Origin of the sequence: Terrirhizobium terrae (assembly GCF_030323265.1) — a bacterium.
GTDB lineage: Bacteria > Pseudomonadota > Alphaproteobacteria > Rhizobiales > Rhizobiaceae > Neorhizobium.
The window spans coordinates 2,545,016-2,560,697 of sequence record NZ_CP104992.1; the positions used below are offsets into that span (position 1 = coordinate 2,545,016).

Sequence of the window (15,682 nt, forward strand, 5' to 3'; positions counted from 1 at the left end):
TGTGCTGGCAAGGTGGTGTCGGAAATACATAATCGCAACATGTTCATTCAGGTTTTGTATTTTTTCTTAGAAACAACATAAATGGCCCTGATGGGACCGATTCTGCAGAGATAAAAGGTAAAGTTTGTCAATATAAGCGTATAAAATTTCACGTAAATTGCCATGATCGCGAGCAAATTCCGCCACAATCGGCAGGCTAATTTTGCATCGAAACGAAACATCACCGGACCTCGTCAAAGGCCTCTAACAATGCGTATCCTCATTGCCACCCTGCTGGCCACTGCCAGCATCTTTTCTCCGCTCAATTCCTGGGCGCAGAGTGCGGATATCGAGGCGACGATCAAGGCCGTCGACGTCAAGGCACTGAGCCTGACACTGGATGACGGCAAAACCTACAAGGTTCCCGAGGAATTCAATTTCGAGGGGTTGGAAGCCGGCGTGAAGGTGCTGATCTTCTACACCATGGTCGATGACAACCGGATGGTGGACGACCTCGAGATCGTTCAGGCCTGAAAACGCTTCCTAGAAGCGCTCTACGATTTCGCGACGCCGCAAGGCGATAAGGCAAAATCCTAGATCCAGCCGATTTCGTTCGTCTCTGTGTCTATCCTGACGAGCCGATCCTGGTAGATCGGCATGTTCGCCGCCTCGTCCTCATCCACCTTGCCGACAATGCGGAAGAGCGAGCGCACGACGCCGCCATGGCTGACGCAGACGGTGGGCTGGTTGACCGATGAGAGCCATGCCCCGACGCGCCAGGAGAGGATCTCGTAGCTTTCCGCGTCCTCGCCCGGCGGGATGAAACCCCATTTTTGCCGGGACCTTTCGCGAATGCGCTCGCGGTCGACAGCCTTGATCTCTGCGGTGGTAAAACCTTCCCAGTCGCCGAAGGAGAGTTCCTTCAGCCGATCGTCGAGCCGATAGGCCTCAGGCTCGAGCCCCATCGCGGTCCGGATCCGCTCCATCGTTTCGCGGGTGCGACCGAGCGGGCTGGCGACGAAATCATATCCGTCGGCAGTCCCGATGATCTCGGCAAGGGCTTCGCCGTTCTGCGTCGCCTGCGCCCGGCCGAGCGCATTGATAGGGATGTCCTTCTGGCCCTGAAGCCGGCCTTCGGCATTCCAGTCCGTCTGGCCGTGGCGGATCACATAGATGAGCACGGCAACCTTTCCAGGATCAGTCCTTGATGACCGAGATGTCCGGCGCGTCGACGGCCTTCATGCCGACGACGTGGTAGCCGCTGTCCGCATGATGGGTTTCGCCGGTGACCGAACGCGACAGGTCCGACAGGAGATAGAGGCCGACATCGCCCACTTCCTCGATCGTGACGGTACGGCGCAGCGGTGCGTTATACTCGTTCCACTTGAGGATGTAGCGGAAGTCGCCGATGCCCGAGGCTGCAAGCGTCTTGATCGGGCCGGCCGAGATGGCGTTGACGCGGATGTTCTTCGGGCCGAGGTCGACGGCCAGATACTTGACGCTGGCTTCGAGTGCGGCCTTGGCAACGCCCATGACGTTGTAGTTCGGCATGACCTTCTCTGCACCGTAATAGGTCAGCGTCAGCATGGAGCCGCCATCGGTCATCAGCTTCTCGGCGCGACGGGCAACCGAAGTGAAGGAGTAAACCGAAATCTGCATCGTCTTGGCAAAATTGTCGGCAGAGGTGTCGACATAACGGCCGGTCAGCTCGTCCTTGTCGGAAAAGCCGATGGCGTGGACGATGAAGTCGATCTTGCCCCAGTGCTTCTCGATATTGCCGAAGACTTCGTCGATCGTGGCTTCATCGCCGACGTCACAGTGGCCGGCCATGAACGCGCCGAGTTCGGCTGCGAGCGGCTCGACGCGCTTCTTCAGCGCATCGCCCTGATAGGTGAATGCCACTTCTCCGCCGTGTTCGACGATGGCCTTGGCAATGCCCCATGCGATGGAGCGATTGTTCGCGACGCCCATGATGAGCCCGCGCTTGCCTGCCATGAGGCCGGATGCCTGAACCATACTTGTCCCCTGAATGAACGGGCGGGAAACCGCCAAAACTTGAATGCTGCCTATGGCATAGGCCGAACCGGCGTTCAAGCTGGCTGCAGATCATCTCCTGTTAGGAAATGTAACAATGGGTGCGCGGCAGTGGAATCGGTCAAACAGGCTTCATCTCTGTGGATAACGGCTACATCCGAAAGCCTCTGGCGTGAAAATCCGGAAGTTTTCGATTGCTGGAAGCTCTTTGACCGATCAGAGAAACAGCCCGTCGCGCATGTGCCGCATCAGGTCGGTCACCTTGGCGTCCGGCTTTTCCCACAGGACGACGCGCAATTCGACAACAAGTTTGCCTCGGCCGCCGGCGTCGTCGAACAGACCGAGCCCGTCGAGCTTGATCGTCTGATCCGAACCCGACCAGCTCGGGATCGTGATGGTGCGGGAGCCTTCCGGTGTCTCGACACGTGCCTCTCCGCCGAGCACCGCATCCTGCAGCGAGATCGGCAGCATCGTGTGCAGGTCGTAGCCCTGCACCTGGAATTTCTCGCCGCGCGCGAGCCTAAGTGAGACCAGCAGGTCGCCCTGCTTCATGCCCGGCACCTTAAGCCCCTGGCCTTTCAGTCGCACGACCTGTCCGTCGGTCGCGCCGGGTTCGATCGGCACGCGCACTTCGCGTTCGTCGGCAAGGTTGAGGCCGACCGGCTTCTGCGCCAGAAGGTCCGCGATCGTTACCTTGGCATCGACGGAAAGATCCGGCGCCTTTTCCGGTAGCGGCGCCGTGCCGCGGAAGCGGTTGACGAGGCTGCTGATCAGTTCGACCGCCATCAACGGGAGTGGCTGCCGCTGGTCGGCATGCTCGTCGTCTTTGCCCAGAGGCTCGTCAGCGCGCTTCTGCTCTGCCGTCGACTCCGCATGTTCCTTGGCCCGTTCGCGGGCTTCGGGACTTCCGCCGAAAATCCGCTCGATGGTTTCCTCGGGGCTCTCCCCCGCCTTTTCGCCGCCCTTCTCGCTTGCCTGCTGCTGCCTGGCCTTGCCGGCTTGCGCGCCTGCCTGGGCATTGGCCTGGGCCCGTGCTGCCTGAGCCTTGGCCAGCTCCTCCATAACCTTTTCGGCATTGGCGCGTGCGGCCTTGGCCCGTTCGGCAGCCTCACGCTGCTGCGCGATCGTCTGGTGCATCTCGGCGGCCTTGTCATAGCGCTGACGGCGCTCGGGATCCTTCAACAAATCATAGGCCTGGCCGACCTCGGTGAAGCGGTCGGTTGCGCCGGGGTCGTCGCGATTGTGGTCGGGATGGATGCTCTTTGCCTTCGAGCGCCACGCCGCCTTGATTTCGTCCGCGCCCGCGCTGCGCTTGACGCCGAGAATGGAATAGGGATCACGCATTGTGAGACCACCGGTTACGCTGACACTGGGGGCTCGGGAAATCCCTGACCCGCCCTTCCTCCAAAACAACTTTTCGGAGCGCGGCAGGCCCGTCATGCGGCTGCGCAACTCTCCGTTTTTACATGGAAAGCAACGTATGGGCGCAGTCCTGAATCAGTGGTTACACAGCCGGGAGAGCCCTGCGACATGGCAAAGAATGGATTAAACGGCCGTGATCGCAGGTTAACGCTGGTGGCGGCAGTGTGGCGGGCAGCCGAAAGCGGGCATCGAGTGCCCGATTGAAACGTCTATGGGAGGCTCAGCCCTGCTTGTCGAAGGCGGTCAGCATCCAGTCGCCGCTGCCGGTCATGCAGGTCTGGCCAGCAAAGACGGCGATGCCTTCATAGGAGTGGCGGGTGGTGCGGAAAGCGCGGCAGGTGCGGCCCTGGTCGTGGTCCTCGCGGATAGCCTCGACGACGCCGGCGCTGCCGGTCGCAGTATTGGCCCAGGAAGCGAGCTTGCACCCATCTTGGCAAGATCTGCAGAGCTTACGGCGTTGCGAACGGTGGTCTCGTCGGAAAGGCTGGTCTCCGACTGATTGTGCGCTGGTACGGTGCCAGTCGCGATCGAGCGATCGACCTTTTCGGAACCACCGAAAATGTCCATGCTCGTGCAGCCAGCAAGCGGCATTGCCAGGCAGGTGATGCAGAGCGCGGTTCTTGTTTCCGCACGCCACCTCTTTGTCAGGTCAATCCACTTTGCTATCACTGTCACCTTGTGTCCTGTCCGGCGAACGGTCTCGGGCATGTTCGATCAGATTGGGAGTATTTAAGTCAATATGTCTTCGAGTGAGTTAACAACACGTGACTTCACGGAAGAATCGCAGCCGTTCGAACTGTTCGGCCAGTGGTTGAAGGATGCCGAGGCCTCCGAACCCAACGATCCCAACGCTGTTGCGCTGGCGACGGTCGACGAGCATGGCCTGCCGAACGTCCGGATGGTTCTGCTCAAGGGCTTCGACGAACACGGCTTCGTGTTCTACACGAATTTCGAAAGCCAGAAAGGCCAGGAAATCCTCGGCCAGATGAAAGCCGCCATGGTTTTCCACTGGAAGTCGCTACGCCGTCAGGTTCGTCTGCGCGGCGAGGTTGAGGTGGTCAGTGATGCGGAAGCCGACGCTTATTACGCTTCACGCCCGCGCGGCAGCCGCATCGGTGCCTGGGCGTCGAAACAGTCGCGCCCGCTGGAAAGCCGCTTTGCGCTGGAAAAATCGGTGGCGGAATACACGGCCCGTTACGCGATCGGCGAAATCCCCGGCCGGCCCATTGGTCGGGTTTCCGAATCAAGCCGGTGTCGATCGAGTTCTGGCACGATCGCCAGTTCCGCCTGCATGACCGCATCGAGTTCCGCCGCAAGGACGCGGCAGGCGCCTGGGAAAAGGTGCGGATGTATCCGTAACCTTCTCAGCGTTTCAGCGAGAAGGGAATGCCGGAGGCGAGCGCCGAGACATAGCGCCGCTTCTGGTAATAGCCGTTAAGCGAGATGCGGGGCAGGGCGGTTGGCCGCGAGAGGTCGCTCGTTCTCAGCGTGCCGGGCTGCGTCGTGACCCCGATCGCAAAGCCGAGATCGCGGGCCGCGGCAAATTCCCGCGGCCCGACAGCTTCCTTGCTGCCATAGGGATAGGCGACCATTGTCGGCCGCCTGCCGGTAAGCCGTTCCAGCCATTCGGCGGAGCGGCCCATTTCGCCGGCAGCCTCGTCGGCGCTCAGACGGGCGAGCTTGCGGTGCGTTACGGTATGGGCGCCGAGCGAAACGAGCGGATGGGCTGCGAACTGCCGAAGCTCTTCGGGTCCCATCACCAACTCGCGGGTCATGCCGAGCGGATCGATGCCGTAACGTTCCGCCAGAAGGCAGAGCGTGCCGACCGTCTCCCGCTCGTCGCGGCTCCAGACATAGCTGGCGAAGCGGAAGAATGTGTCGAGCTTCTGCACGGTGGTCTTCAGGTTCAGCTTTTCCTCACCCTGGCCGAAATCGAAGCTGACCTCTTTTTGCTGCCGCAGCAGCCTGCCCATGATTTCCCACCAGAGCGGCTGGGCATGCTCGGCCAAACCCGGTGCGACGAAGACGGTGAACGGCACATTATGCCTTGCGAAGACGGGCAGGGCATGATCGGCATTGTTCCGATAGCCGTCGTCAAGCGTGAAGGCAGTAAAGGTCTCCCGGACGGCGCGGCCAGTCTCGCCGGCACGTCGGCAAGCGGAATGAACTCATATCCCAGCGCCTTCAATTCGATGATGGTGGCGTCGAGAAATTCCGGCGTGATCTCGAGATGCCGGTTCGGGCCGATGATCGGCTCGATTTCCGGGCGCACATGGTGCAGCGTGAAGATCGCGCCCAGGCCGCGGGCATCTTTTGCAAGCCCGGCCTGGGTTGCAAGCGCCGAGCCCTCAAGCCCCACGCCGATCAGCCAGCGCTTCAGATTGCGGCGCCAGATTGCCTTCGCTTTGTCTTTCATCATCGTCAGATAACCGTTTCCCCGTCCGGAAAGGCTAGACCGGGACCCGTTAAGTCTTGCTGAACCCGGCTCTTACGGCCTGATGCCATCAAGCAGCGGCAGGCCGATGATCGCGGCGGCGGCAATCAGCGTGAAACAGATGCGCCGAAACGTCTCTTCGCTGGCAATGCCGAACATGCGCGAGCCGATCGACAGACCGATGCCGTAGCCCGGTCCGGCGATCAGCGCGACGAGGAAGACTTCGAGCGGCAACAATCCGCCGATGACGTAGGACGTCGCGGACAGCACCGTTGCCAGCGCGAAATAGAGGATCAGATTGGCGCGCACGACCTTGCGCTCGATCGCCCCTCCAAGCCAGTAGGCGACGATCGGCGGCCCGGACATCTGCGCCGCACCACCGAACAGACCGGCGATAGCGCCGACCCCCACCGTCAGCCAGGTCTTCGGACGGCCGTGATAACGCCAGCCGGACATGAGGAAGATGAGCAGGCAAAGCACAACGACGGAGATGATCCAGCGTAGTGTGACCGAGGGCAGCAGCGAAAGCGCCGCAGCGCCTGCCGGCACGCCGACCGTGGCACCGGCCAGCATGGTGAAGACGTCGCGCCGGTTCGCCTTGCGCCATCCTTCCGGCACCATGCCGAGCGTCATGATCCCGTCGATGACGAGCAGCAGCGCCGAAGCCAATTGCGGGCTCGTCGCCGATCCCGCCAGCGGCACGAAGATCAGCGCCCCACCGAACCCGGAAAACCCGCGCGCCAACCCGGCAATCATCGCCGCGAATGCCACGAAGGCCAGTTCGCCCACGGAATGCCCCGGAAGCCAGGTGGCGAGAAACGCGGAAACAGGATCGGGGAGGTCATGACTGCAGGACGGCGGATGAGGGAAGATGCGCCGCAAGTGCCGAGGTTTTGCGGGGGATGTCAAGCGGTGCCGCTTGCGATTGACCGCTCGCCCAAATCCTCGAACAGCCTCAGCAGATATCCGTCGGGATCGGCCACGATGAACTGCCTGTTGCCGACCTCGATGTCGCCTCGGCGGTACCACTTCTCTTCCAAAGGTAGATGGAGTGGGATCTTTGCTTCGTCCAAGCGCTCAAGAATGGGAGCGAGAGCCGGAACCAGTATCTGCAGGTTCAGGCCCCGCCCGAAGGGATAGGCGGGTGCGGCATCGATCTGATGGAAATCGCGACCGATGCCGATCTGGTCCAGCATGATCTGAGCCTGGCCGAGGGCCAGATAAACGAAGCCTTCCTCGGGGCGATCATAGACGACCGAAAAGCCGATCAGGTCACAGTAGAAATCGCGGCTCTTTCGCCAGTCGGTCGCGGAGAGTTCCGGAACGAGGGCGTTTTCCATGGCTCAAGCCGCCAATACCAGACGATAGAACTTGCTGTCGACCGACATGCGCGGGAAGCTTGCCGGCAATTCCGCCGGCGTCACTTCGGCAAACCCGTTCTTCTCGTAGAATCGGTGGGCGGCGAGAAACTTATCGGTCGTACCGAGCAAGATCGCTTTCAGCCCACTCGCCGAGGCGTGAGCGATCAGCGCCTCCAGCAACCGCGCCGCCACGCCGAATTCCTTTCCGCGCACATCGGCGGCAACGAACATCTTGCGCAGTGCTGCCTCGTTATTGCCGATATCCTTGAGCGAGATCGTGCCGACGATCCGGCCATCCTTCACCGCGACCCAGAACTGGCCTTTGCCCGTCTGGTAGAAGCCGGGAATGTCGGCGAGATCCGGCTGGTCGGCCGCGGTGATGGCAATGCCGAATTCCTCCCGCTGGATCGGCAGGATGACGTCGGCAACGCCTTGCTCGTCGCCGGGCTCGAAGGGGCGGATAAGGATCTCGCTCATCCCTGCCGTCACGCCTTTGTGCCGCCGACGGTAACTTGATCCATCCTGAGATGCGGTTGGCCGACGCCGACCGGCACCCACTGGCCAGCCTTGCCGCAATTGCCGATGCCGGTGTCGAGCTTCATGTCGTTGCCGACCATCGAGACGCGCTTCATCGCATCCGGGCCGTTGCCGATCAGCATGGCGCCCTTGATGGCGGGACCGATCTTGCCGTTTTCGATCAGATAGGCCTCGGTGCAGCCGAACACGAACTTGCCAGAAGTGATATCCACCTGCCCGCCACCGAAGGAGACGGCATAGACGCCCTTCTTGACCGACGCGATGATCTCTTCCGGTGTCTTGTCGCCGCCGAGCATGTAGGTATTGGTCATGCGCGGCATCGGCACGGAACTGTAGCCTTGTCGACGGCCGTTGCCGGTCGGCTTCATGCCCATCAGCCGGGCGTTCTGCCGGTCTTGCATATAGCCGACCAGACGGCCGTTCTCGATCAGAACGTTATAGGCGGATGGCGTGCCTTCGTCGTCGATGGTGATCGAGCCGCGGCGGTTGTCGATCGTGCCGTCGTCGACGACGGTGACCCCGGGGGCGGCGACCATTTCGCCGAGCAGGCCGGCAAAGGCCGATGTCTTCTTGCGGTTGAAATCACCTTCCAGCCCGTGGCCGACAGCCTCGTGCAGCATCACGCCCGGCCAGCCGGAGCCGAGCACGACGTCCATCGTGCCGGCAGGGGCCTCGATCGCGTCGAGATTGACCAGCGCCTGGCGCAGCGCCTCGTCGGCACCGACCTGCCAATTGCCCTCGGCGACGAAATCGCCGAAGCCGATGCGGCCGCCGGTGCCGAACGTGCCCGATTCCTGCCGGTCGCCTTCGCCGGCAACGACGGAAATGTTGATCCGTGTCATCGGGCGGATGTCCTGCACCCGGTGGCCATCGGCGCGCAGGATGTCGACCACCTGCCAGCTGGCGGCAATCGATGCCGTCACCTGCCGCACCTTCGGGTCCTTGTCGCGCAGATAGGCGTCGATCTCTGCAAGGAGCTTGGCTTTTGCCTCGAAGCTCGGCGAACCGATCGGGTTCTCGTCGCCATAGTATTTCTTGTTGGTACGCTGGGGGGCGGCCGCATAGGAGCCGGAATAGCCGGCCGTGACGGCGCGAACCGCTTCCGATGCGCGCGACAGGGCCGCGGCGCTCAATTCACCCGCATGGGCATAGCCGACCGCTTCACCCGCTACCGAGCGCAGGCCAAACCCCTGGTCGGTGTTGAACGAACCGCCCTTAAGGCGGCCATTGTCGAAACTGAGCGATTCCGCCTGGGCATGTTCGATGAAGAGTTCGCCGTCATCGGCGCCAGAAAGGGCTTCGGCGACGATCGAGCGAAGCTTCGCCTCGTCGGTATCGAACAGGCTCACGAGATCGGTGTTCATGGAATGCTCCTTGGCGAAATGGGCGCGAACGCATTCGCACCCAAGCCGAAATAACTTAGAAAACCGATGTAGGTCCGTCGGTGGACAGGCGCAAGCGCTGTCGCGCCCCTTGGCCGGTCACGCTTTAAGGAAGCGCGTCGTAGCCGGGGCCGAAGCCGTTGAGTTCCACCGGAATGCCGACGCGGTCCTGGTCGGTGGATTCGCGCAGCGCAAAGACGGCGTTCTTGCCGGCGCGCAGGATGCGCATCAGTTCGTCGTCGATTTCCACCTCGACATAGCAACCCTCGGAGAAGCAGCGGGTGAAATAGGCGCGGCCGATATTGTTGTTGTCGACATAGAGCTCCATGCCGTCCTTCAACAGGACGCCGAGCGGCGCCAGGATGCGCAGGATCTTTGCTTTGCGGTCTGCGGTCTTGAGCACGACGACCGAAAGACCGACTTCCGGCCTGTCCTCGGCGATGACGTTCTGCATCAGCGCACATTGTTCGGCGGTAGCCCCTGCCGGACGGTCACAGATGACCGACCAGGCGCCATGGCTTTCCTTGACATTGCCCGGCTGCGGCGCGCCCGGCGTTGCGGCGGAGGGTGCCTGAACCTGCGGACCCTTCGGAGCTGCACCTTCTGCCGGAGCCTGCAGCTGTGGCTGCGGCGCCGTCTGGGGTGTCGGGCGTGCACCTTGTTGCTGGGCTAACACGGGAGAAGCAGTCGCCGAGACCAAGGCGAAAAGGCTTGCGATGATCAAGGAACGACGACCCATGGATACCTCTGGTGCAGATCAATGCAGCTATTGTTGTCGCGACGGGCGCGACTTTAAAGTCTCGCCGCCGACTTCACAGCGGAGTACGGCGAAAATGGGACCCTGTTCAACCCACAGGGCCGGTCACAATTCAAATTCTGGTGGAATTTTGAGGCGCGAAGGGCTTATCCTTGCTTCGCGGGTGTCGCTCTGGAGGGAGAGGCGCCTGATTCTGGAGGAGTTGGATCCGCAGATCGATGTCCGGATTTGCGCGTACAAATGCCGCAGGCGCATTTGCCGCGAGACATTGCGGACATAGGCAAACTATGGTTGAACCAACCTTATAGCTTGGAGGCTTGCGTACGATTTGATCTGGATCACGCGCATGGGGAGAAAGTTTGTGATGAACAGGGCTAGTGCAGTGATGATGGGCTCCATCTGTCTGCTCGCCACCTCGCTTGCGGGGCTGGCGGGTACTTCGGTGGCATATGCGGATCAACCGCATCCGTGGCAGCTGGACCTGCAGGAACCGGCAACCGGAATCATGCACCAGATTCGCTGGTTCGAGCATTATTCGCTCTGGTTTATCGTGCCCGTCACGCTCTTCGTCCTTGCCCTTCTCGTCGTGGTCGCGGTCAAGTTCCGCGCCGACAAGAACCCTGTCCCGTCCCGCACCAGTCATAATAGTCTGATCGAGGTTATCTGGACGATCGCTCCGGTACTGATCCTGTTCCTGCTGGCGATCCCGTCCTTCAACCTCTTGAACGCTCAGCTGGAAATTCCCGAATCAGACATGACGGTGAAGGCCACCGCCACCCAGTGGCAGTGGAACTACGAATACGAGGGCTCTGGCCAAGGGGAGAATGCGTCTCCGGTCGCCTTTGACAGCTACATGCTGAAGGAAGGCGATCGCGACGCAGCCGGCAAGACCGACATGGCCGTCTATCCGCGCCTTCTTGCCGTCGACAACGAAATGGTCGTGCCGGTCAACAAGACCGTGCGCCTGCTCGTCACGGCAGCTCCGACCGACGTCATTCACGCCTTCGCCATGCCGGCCTTCGGCGTCAAGATCGATGCCGTGCCGGGCCGTCTCAACGAGACCTGGTTCCGCGCCGAGCGCGAAGGTCTTTATTACGGACAGTGTTCCGAGCTCTGCGGCAAGGACCACGCCTACATGCCGATCGCCATCCGCGTCGTTTCCGATGAGAAATACACCGCCTGGCTCGCCGCCGCCGCTAACGATCTGCCAGGAGCGTACAAGGCGCTTCTCGCCGATGCTGGTACAAAATCTGCAAGCGACGTCGATGTCGCTGCAAACGATGTGAAGTAAGGGAGGCGAGGACAATGGCTGACACGACCCACCACGAAGATCATTCTCACCGCGCCACCCATGACGATGCCCACGCCCATGGCGAGCATCATCATCACACGCCGGGCTTCGCCGCCCGCTGGCTCTTCTCGACCAACCACAAGGATATCGGCACGCTCTACCTGATCTTCGCGATCATGGCAGGCATCATCGGCGGCCTTCTGTCGGTCGCCATGCGCATGGAACTGCAGGAACCCGGCATCCAGATCTTCCACGGTCTTGCCTCCATCGTCTACGGCTTCGAGGGCGATGCCGCGATCGACGGCGGCAAGCACATGTTCAACGTGTTCACCACCGCGCACGCCCTGATCATGATCTTCTCCATGGTCATGCCGGCAATGATCGGCGGTTTTGCCAACTGGATGGTGCCGATCATGATCGGCGCGCCGGACATGGCCTTCCCGCGTCTGAACAACATTTCCTTCTGGCTGATCGTGCCGGCCTTCCTGCTGCTCGTCATGTCGATGTTCGTCGAAGGACCGGCAGGCGCCTATGGCGCGGGCGGCGGCTGGACCATGTATCCGCCGCTTTCTACCTCCGGCCATCCAGGGCCTGCAGTGGATCTCGCGATCTTCTCGCTGCACGTCGCCGGCGCGTCGTCGATATTAGGTGCGATCAACTTCATCACCACCATCCTGAACATGCGCGCTCCGGGCATGACGCTGCACAAGATGCCGCTCTTCGCCTGGGCCGTGCTGGTCACCGCCTTCCTGCTGCTTCTGTCGCTGCCGGTTCTCGCAGGTGCCATCACCATGGCGCTGACCGACCGCAATTTCGGCACCACTTTCTTCTCGCCGGAAGGCGGCGGTGACCCGATCCTCTACCAGCACCTGTTCTGGTTCTTCGGTCACCCGGAAGTCTACATTCTGATCCTGCCCGGCTTCGGCATCATCAGCCACATCGTCTCGACCTTCTCGCGCAAGCCGGTCTTCGGTTATCTCGGCATGGCCTATGCGATGGTGGCGATCGGCGCGGTCGGCTTCATCGTCTGGGCCCACCATATGTATACGGTCGGCCTGTCGCTTGATGCGCAGCGTTACTTCGTCTTCGCCACCATGGTCATCGCGGTGCCGACCGGCATCAAGATCTTCTCCTGGATCGCGACGATGTGGGGTGGCTCGATCACCTTCGCGACGCCGATGGTCTGGGCGATCGGCTTCATCTTCCTGTTCACCGTCGGTGGTGTCACCGGCGTGCAGCTCGCCAATGCCGGTCTCGACCGCTCGCTGCACGACACCTATTACGTCGTGGCCCATTTCCACTACGTCTTGTCGCTCGGCGCCGTCTTCGCCATCTTCGCTGCCTGGTACTACTGGTTCCCGAAAATGTTCGGCTACATGTACAACGAGGCGATCGGCAAGCTGCATTTCTGGGTCATGTTCATCGGCGTCAACCTGGTGTTCTTCCCGCAGCACTTCCTCGGCCTTGCAGGCATGCCGCGCCGCTACATCGACTATCCCGATGCCTTTGCCGGCTGGAACTACGTCTCGTCGATCGGCTCCTACATTTCATTCGTGGGTGTACTGATCTTCCTCTTTGGCGTATGGGAGGCCTTCGCCAAGAAGCGGGTTGCCGGTGATAACCCCTGGGGCGATGGTGCGACGACGCTGGAATGGCAGCTGTCTTCGCCGCCGCCCTATCACCAGTGGGAACAGCTTCCCCGCATCAAGTAGAACTTTAAACCGGGTGTCTGGGAGGCGCCCGGCATCTTCTCAGGATTTGAAGTGAAATGACCGTCATCGACCCCACCCACGCCATTGGCAACGAGGAAGGAAAGCTCCTTTCCGAGGCGAATGCGCGTGATTTCTTCGCGCTTCTGAAGCCGCGGGTCATGTCGCTGGTTGTCTTCACTGCCCTTGCGGGCCTCGTTCTGGCACCGGGCCATCTGAACCCGGTTCTGGCCGTCATCTCGATCCTCTGTATCGCCGTCGGCGCTGGTGCGTCCGGCGCGCTCAACATGTGGTACGATGCCGATATCGACGCGGTCATGACCCGTACGGCCAAGCGGCCTATCCCGGCCGGCCGCATCCTGCCCAAGGAAGCGCTTGCCTTCGGCCTGACGTTGTCCGCCTTCTCGGTCGCCATCCTCGGCCTCGCCGTCAACTGGTTCGCCGCCGGCCTGCTCGCCTTCACGATTTTCTTCTACGCCGTCGTCTACACGATGTGGCTTAAGCGCTCGACGCCGCAGAACATCGTCATCGGCGGCGCCGCCGGCGCTTTCCCGCCCATGCTCGGATGGGCCTGCGTGACGGGAGGCGTGTCGCTCGACAGCGTCATCCTATTCATGATCACCTTCATGTGGACCCCGCCGCATTTCTGGGCTTTAGCTCTGTTCAAGATGCGTGATTACGGCTCGGTCGGCATTCCAATGATGCCGAATGTCGTCGGCCAGCGTTCCACCAAACTCCAGATGGTCGTCTATTCGGTCCTGATGGCGGCCGTTGTCGCAGCTCCAACCTTTACCGGTCTTGCCAGCATCGGCTACGGCATCTTTACCGGTATTCTGAGCGTTATCTTCCTCTACTATTCCATCCTAGTGCTGCGCATGCCTGAGGATGACGAGAAGATGGTGCCGGCCAAGAAGCTGTTCTTCTATTCGATCTTCTATCTCTTCGCGGTCTTCTCCGCCCTGCTGGTCGATCATGTCGCGGCCGATATTGTCGCCTTCATCGGAGGCGTGCTTTGATCGAAACCATCAAGCTCAGCGAGGCGCAGAGGAAATCGCGGCGAAACCGCAATGTGGCGCTCGGTCTGGTTCTCGCCGGGCTCTGTGTCCTTTTCTACGTGATCACGCTGGTCAAGGTCGGCGGGTTCTGGAACTAGGCGAGAAATAAGGCCGAATGGAGCTAGGGAGGAGCGACATGGGAGGCGAGGTTCAAGGCGGAAAGTCGGACGTGGCGCAGACGAAACGCGTCAGCAACGCCTCGATCTTTGCCGGCTGCGCGGTCTTCGTCACCTGCATGGTTGGCGCAGCCTATGCGTCCGTGCCGCTCTATCGCCTCTTCTGTCAGGTCACCGGCTATAACGGTACGACCCAGCGCGTCGAACAATATTCGACCACCGTTCTTAACCGCACCATGCAGGTCACCTTCGACGCCAATGTATCGAGCGGCCTGAACTGGGAGTTCAAGCCGGCCAGGACCGTCAAGCCGAAGATCGGCGAGACGGTGCAGGTGGAGTTCACCGCCACCAATCGTTCGCCGGTCGCGACGACGGGTACTGCGGTCTTCAACGTCACGCCGATGGAAGCGGGCGCCTATTTCAACAAGGTACAGTGCTTCTGCTTCACCGAGCAGACGCTGCAGCCGGGCGAAAGCGTGTCCATGCCCGTCATCTTCTTCGTTGATCCGGAGATCGTGAAGGCGGAAGAGACGAAGAACATAAAGACGATCACCCTTTCCTATTCCTTCTATCCGAGCGAGCCGACCAAACCCGTCGCCGCTGTCAGGAAGGATGAAGAACAGGTTGAAAGCAAGCTTTGAGAGGAGCCGCCCGGGGATGACCTTGGGCGGTTGGAGAGGCATTCACCGGGGTACCTGATATGGCCGATGCGCATCAGAAACATCACGACTACCACATCATCGATCCGAGCCCCTGGCCGCTTCTGGCCTCGATCGGCGCCTTCGTCATCACCTTTGGCGGCGTCGGTTACATGCGCTATCTCAAGGGCAGCGAATTCCACATGTTCGGCCTCAACTGGGCGACGCCGTGGATCTTCTTCATTGGCTTGGCGATCATCGTCTATGTCATGATCGGCTGGTGGGCGGACACGATCAAGGAGGGCCGGGAGGGCCACCACACCCGGGTCGTATCGCTGCATCTGCGCTACGGCATGATCATGTTCATCGCCTCGGAAGTGATGTTCTTCGTCGCCTGGTTCTGGGCCTTCTTCGATGCCAGCCTCTATCCGGGCGAGGCGATCCAGGCCTCCCGCGTCGAGGCGATGGGCGGACAGTGGCCACCGAAGGGCATCGAGGTCCTCGATCCCTGGCACCTGCCGCTCTACAACACGATCATCCTGCTTCTGTCCGGCACCTGCGTGACCTGGGCGCACCATGCGCTGCTCCACAACGACCGCAAGGGCCTTGTTACCGGCCTGGCGCTAACGGTGGCGCTCGGCATCCTCTTCTCTTTCGTCCAGGCCTATGAATACATGCATGCCCCGTTCGAGTTCGCGAACTCGATCTACGGCGCGACCTTCTTCATGGCCACCGGCTTCCACGGCTTCCACGTGCTGGTCGGCACGATCTTCCTGATCGTCTGCCTGCTCCGCGCCATGAACGGCGGCTTCACCCCGGAAAAGCATTTCGGCTTCGAAGCCGCCGCCTGGTACTGGCACTTCGTCGACGTCGTCTGGCTGTTCCTGTTCTTCTCCATCTACATCTGGGGCGGATGGGGCGCGCCGCTGGCGCATATGTGATCGTGGACCAAGGTGCGCATTAAGGG

Annotated in this window: 15 protein-coding genes and 3 pseudogenes; 8 read left to right on the forward strand and 10 right to left on the reverse strand. The window is 61.2% G+C overall.

The genetic code is table 11. The features are described 5' to 3' along the window. The first annotated feature begins 249 nt into the window (after positions 1 to 249). A complete protein-coding gene (locus tag N7E02_RS20255) occupies positions 250 to 513 on the forward strand; it encodes a DUF1344 domain-containing protein (RefSeq protein ID WP_286579411.1) in 264 nt (87 codons plus the stop codon). A 59-nt stretch (positions 514 to 572) separates the two neighbouring features. Here the strand turns inward: N7E02_RS20255 and N7E02_RS20260 are convergent, their stop codons facing one another. From N7E02_RS20260 to N7E02_RS29830, 4 genes and pseudogenes are all read right to left on the reverse strand, one after another. Then, entirely contained in the window at positions 573 to 1,160 is a 588-nt protein-coding gene (locus tag N7E02_RS20260; RefSeq protein WP_286579412.1) for a histidine phosphatase family protein, read from the reverse strand. Between the two features lie 16 nt (positions 1,161 to 1,176). Continuing rightward, positions 1,177 to 1,995: an enoyl-ACP reductase FabI gene (fabI, locus tag N7E02_RS20265; protein WP_092997714.1), complete on the reverse strand. Its 819-nt coding sequence runs from the start codon at positions 1,993 to 1,995 to the stop codon at positions 1,177 to 1,179. Positions 1,996 to 2,229: 234 nt separating this feature from the next. Beyond that, positions 2,230 to 3,357 (reverse strand): DnaJ C-terminal domain-containing protein, encoded by a 1,128-nt coding sequence (locus N7E02_RS20270; RefSeq protein ID WP_286579413.1) that lies wholly within the window; start codon positions 3,355 to 3,357, stop codon positions 2,230 to 2,232. Between the two features lie 298 nt (positions 3,358 to 3,655). Then, positions 3,656 to 4,143, reverse strand: a pseudogene (locus N7E02_RS29830) (RT0821/Lpp0805 family surface protein). A 31-nt stretch (positions 4,144 to 4,174) separates the two neighbouring features. Here N7E02_RS29830 and pdxH point away from each other — a divergent pair. Then, a pseudogene (gene pdxH, locus N7E02_RS20285) lies at positions 4,175 to 4,794 on the forward strand (pyridoxamine 5'-phosphate oxidase). A 5-nt stretch (positions 4,795 to 4,799) separates the two neighbouring features. Here the strand turns inward: pdxH and N7E02_RS20290 are convergent. The 6 genes and pseudogenes from N7E02_RS20290 to N7E02_RS20315 form a co-directional block, all read right to left on the reverse strand. Continuing rightward, a pseudogene (locus N7E02_RS20290) lies at positions 4,800 to 5,851 on the reverse strand (polysaccharide deacetylase family protein). Positions 5,852 to 5,923: 72 nt separating this feature from the next. Then, positions 5,924 to 6,658 (reverse strand): sulfite exporter TauE/SafE family protein, encoded by a 735-nt coding sequence (locus N7E02_RS20295; protein WP_374730647.1) that lies wholly within the window; start codon positions 6,656 to 6,658, stop codon positions 5,924 to 5,926. A 116-nt stretch (positions 6,659 to 6,774) separates the two neighbouring features. Beyond that, on the reverse strand, positions 6,775 to 7,209 hold the full coding sequence (locus N7E02_RS20300) for a bleomycin resistance protein (RefSeq protein WP_286579414.1): 435 nt from the start codon (positions 7,207 to 7,209) through the stop codon (positions 6,775 to 6,777). A gap of 3 nt (positions 7,210 to 7,212) precedes the next feature. Further along, positions 7,213 to 7,707 (reverse strand): GNAT family N-acetyltransferase, encoded by a 495-nt coding sequence (locus N7E02_RS20305; RefSeq protein ID WP_286579416.1) that lies wholly within the window; start codon positions 7,705 to 7,707, stop codon positions 7,213 to 7,215. Between the two features lie 8 nt (positions 7,708 to 7,715). Then, positions 7,716 to 9,131, reverse strand: coding sequence for a metalloprotease TldD (tldD, locus tag N7E02_RS20310; protein ID WP_286579418.1), 1,416 nt, complete (start codon positions 9,129 to 9,131; stop codon positions 7,716 to 7,718). 124 nt (positions 9,132 to 9,255) lie between these two features. After that, positions 9,256 to 9,888, reverse strand: a complete 633-nt coding sequence (locus N7E02_RS20315) for an invasion associated locus B family protein (RefSeq protein WP_286579419.1) — start codon at positions 9,886 to 9,888, stop codon at positions 9,256 to 9,258. 382 nt (positions 9,889 to 10,270) lie between these two features. Here N7E02_RS20315 and coxB point away from each other — a divergent pair, with 382 nt between their 5' ends. From coxB to N7E02_RS20345, 6 genes are read left to right on the forward strand one after another with little or no spacing between them, the layout of a single operon-like run. Further along, positions 10,271 to 11,197: a cytochrome c oxidase subunit II gene (coxB, locus tag N7E02_RS20320; RefSeq protein WP_286579420.1), complete on the forward strand. Its 927-nt coding sequence runs from the start codon at positions 10,271 to 10,273 to the stop codon at positions 11,195 to 11,197. 14 nt (positions 11,198 to 11,211) lie between these two features. Further along, positions 11,212 to 12,909: a cytochrome c oxidase subunit I gene (gene ctaD, locus N7E02_RS20325; protein ID WP_286579421.1), complete on the forward strand. Its 1,698-nt coding sequence runs from the start codon at positions 11,212 to 11,214 to the stop codon at positions 12,907 to 12,909. 56 nt (positions 12,910 to 12,965) lie between these two features. Next, entirely contained in the window at positions 12,966 to 13,922 is a 957-nt protein-coding gene (cyoE, locus tag N7E02_RS20330) for a heme o synthase (RefSeq protein ID WP_286579422.1), read from the forward strand. Beyond that, positions 13,922 to 14,059 carry a cytochrome c oxidase system small membrane protein gene (locus tag N7E02_RS20335; RefSeq protein ID WP_510185315.1) on the forward strand — a complete coding sequence of 46 codons (138 nt, stop codon included), beginning with the start codon at positions 13,922 to 13,924 and terminating at the stop codon, positions 14,057 to 14,059. The genes cyoE and N7E02_RS20335 overlap by 1 nt, the downstream gene beginning before the upstream one ends. 38 nt (positions 14,060 to 14,097) lie before the next feature. Continuing rightward, entirely contained in the window at positions 14,098 to 14,718 is a 621-nt protein-coding gene (locus N7E02_RS20340) for a cytochrome c oxidase assembly protein (protein ID WP_286579423.1), read from the forward strand. Positions 14,719 to 14,777: 59 nt separating this feature from the next. After that, entirely contained in the window at positions 14,778 to 15,656 is an 879-nt protein-coding gene (locus N7E02_RS20345) for a cytochrome c oxidase subunit 3 (RefSeq protein WP_286579424.1), read from the forward strand. Positions 15,657 to 15,682 lie beyond the last annotated feature (26 nt).

Coding starts and splice junctions, on each gene's coding strand:
- ctaD (WP_286579421.1), top strand. CDS start 11,212: ATGGCTGACACGACCCACCACGAAGATCATTCTCACCGCGCCACCCAT.
- N7E02_RS20315 (WP_286579419.1), bottom strand. CDS start 9,888: ATGGGTCGTCGTTCCTTGATCATCGCAAGCCTTTTCGCCTTGGTCTCG.
- N7E02_RS20340 (WP_286579423.1), top strand. CDS start 14,098: ATGGGAGGCGAGGTTCAAGGCGGAAAGTCGGACGTGGCGCAGACGAAA.
- N7E02_RS20270 (WP_286579413.1), bottom strand. CDS start 3,357: ATGCGTGATCCCTATTCCATTCTCGGCGTCAAGCGCAGCGCGGGCGCG.
- N7E02_RS20305 (WP_286579416.1), bottom strand. CDS start 7,707: ATGAGCGAGATCCTTATCCGCCCCTTCGAGCCCGGCGACGAGCAAGGC.
- coxB (WP_286579420.1), top strand. CDS start 10,271: ATGAACAGGGCTAGTGCAGTGATGATGGGCTCCATCTGTCTGCTCGCC.
- N7E02_RS20345 (WP_286579424.1), top strand. CDS start 14,778: ATGGCCGATGCGCATCAGAAACATCACGACTACCACATCATCGATCCG.
- N7E02_RS20300 (WP_286579414.1), bottom strand. CDS start 7,209: ATGGAAAACGCCCTCGTTCCGGAACTCTCCGCGACCGACTGGCGAAAG.
- cyoE (WP_286579422.1), top strand. CDS start 12,966: ATGACCGTCATCGACCCCACCCACGCCATTGGCAACGAGGAAGGAAAG.
- N7E02_RS20255 (WP_286579411.1), top strand. CDS start 250: ATGCGTATCCTCATTGCCACCCTGCTGGCCACTGCCAGCATCTTTTCT.
- tldD (WP_286579418.1), bottom strand. CDS start 9,131: ATGAACACCGATCTCGTGAGCCTGTTCGATACCGACGAGGCGAAGCTT.
- fabI (WP_092997714.1), bottom strand. CDS start 1,995: ATGGTTCAGGCATCCGGCCTCATGGCAGGCAAGCGCGGGCTCATCATG.